A 2,199-nucleotide genomic window follows, 5' to 3' on the forward strand; every position below is an offset into this window, starting at 1 on the left:
TTATTGCAGCTATTACAACGTATTTAATTACTTTAGGTTAAAGAAAAAAGACTTTGATTGTAAAAATTATGGGTATTTGAATATAGGCTGTGGCAAAGTGTCTTATGCAGAATTGCCTAAGGAATATCCTCTTATCTTAGGAGTAAGTGGTACCTTGACTACGCTAGATGAGCATGAAAAAAAAGCGGTAAGAAAATCTTATAACATCAGAGAAAATTCCATCATGCCATCTTTTTTTGGTGACTCTCATTTGAAATTTAATTCAAGTGAAAATTTTACATCTCAGAATTCAGAAGAAGAATGGCTCAGTAAAATTTTTAATCGTGCAAACTCTAAGGTTGGTTCAGGACAATCAGTGTTAATATTTTTTGATACAGATGTAGAAATAAGAAAGTTTAAAGAAAAATTCTTCGGTAAATTTGATCGCTTACACATATTAACAGAAAATACGGAAGAGCATACCAAAGAAAAGTACATCGATGAGGCAGGTATTGCAAAAACAGTAACGCTAGCAACAAGAGGTATGGGTCGTGGTGTTGATTTTAAGGCTAGTGTTGCTGTAGAAAATAGCGGCGGGGTGCATGTTATACAGACATTCTTTTCACTTGATATAAAAGAAGAAACACAGATTAAGGGTAGAACTGCACGTAAAGATAATAAGGGTAGTTATGAGTTGATACTCTGTAAAGAACATTTGGTAAATGCTGAGTTTCTAAAAGAAGAAGAAAAAGAAATTACTATAAATTATGAAAGCTTGAATAAATCCAGAGAACAAAAAGTAAAAGAAAAAGGCTCAAACAATGAAAAAAGAATTAGAGAGTCAGAAAGTAATCATAAGACAACGATGGATTTTCTTGAATCTTTTTTTCAAAAAGAATGTAGCACTAATATAGATCAGCCATCTGTGGAACCAGCAGTAAGTAGACAACAAAATAGGTAGGAGTTATGTATGTTTAATGTTCAAAATCAACAGATTAGTGACAGTGGAAGAAATGTAAGCTCTGTTTTGAATATTGAGCAAGCTATTCAGTATTTAAATTCTTTGGGGAGTTGGGTAGGAAATGAGCCTTGGCTAGCAAACGTGTCAGAAGAATTAAATAAACGGTATAGAGAGCTAAGGAAGGACATAAGAGAAAATACTAATTCTTGGTCTTATTCACAGTATTATGAGCGTTTAGCTTACCACTATTATAACCTTGCGTGCTACTATAATGATGAGCTGTTTAATAAATATAAGGTTAACTTAGAAAGCGTAAAACAATGTTTAGAAAAATGTTTAGAGAAGCTTGCTGAAGTTTCTGGAGAAGGCTATTCAGACAGGACAAAAGAATTAAAGAATGATGCTGAAAAGTTTTTGACAAAAGTAAAGAAAATACATGAGCAGCAAGAAGATCTGCTGACAAAATATAGCACTTTTAATAAATTCAAAAAGTACACAAAATTATGTATTGTTTTAGGTAGTATAAATCAGGTTCCTTTGCAACAATGCTCTGCTGAGAATAGACAGCGGATTCAAAATATTCAGCTGTTAAAAGTCATTAATATGCTAGAAGATGCAATTACTGTACCTGAGTACAAAAATACTTTCATTACTGCAGAGCAGTCTGACTATTTAGGTCAAGTGTATCAATTGGCTGGCCAACCTGCACTGAGTATACGATATAAGAGAACTAGTGACAATCTCAAAAAAACTGTAAATGCAACGAAGGAACATAGTGATAAGAAACAGGAGATAAAAGATATTATTAGCAAAGAAGTTAAAGAGTATAGAAGTAATTTAGTACAAGTTAAAGATTATATAGAAGAAAGGCTTCATAGATCGCTTAGCACTATTGACAATGCTTATATTGAGAGAAAATATATAAAATATTGCGCAAGGCTTTGGCTACAAGAAACAACAAATTTACTAAAAGAACTGACTGAAAGTAAAAGCCGTACTGTTATTCAAGAAATTTTTAATTCACTAGATGACATACAGGGTTTTAGCCAGATTCCTAATCCTTTAAACCAACTTGAGTATTACACCCTTTTAATGGAGCACTATAAATTGGTTAGGAAAGAAGATGAAAAAGTTTTCATAAGTCGGTTTAAAAAAGAGTGCTTGGAACAAATAGTTGCCTATATTGATTCTGCTGAAAAAGAATTAGTTTTTCTAGAAACTTTTGTTGACTTTTTAAGTTCCTCTAAAAATCTTCAATC

The 2,199-nt window shown here is 32.2% G+C and carries 2 pseudogenes; both read left to right on the forward strand.

What is annotated here, in order from left to right:
• Positions 1-940, forward strand: a pseudogene (locus ACIPNH_RS00405) (hypothetical protein); the annotation flags it as partial.
• 9 nt (positions 941-949) lie between these two features.
• A pseudogene (locus ACIPNH_RS00410) lies at positions 950-2,199 on the forward strand (DEAD/DEAH box helicase); the annotation flags it as partial.

This window comes from Wolbachia endosymbiont of Drosophila barbarae (genome assembly GCF_044752445.1).
Classification (GTDB): domain Bacteria; phylum Pseudomonadota; class Alphaproteobacteria; order Rickettsiales; family Anaplasmataceae; genus Wolbachia; species Wolbachia pipientis.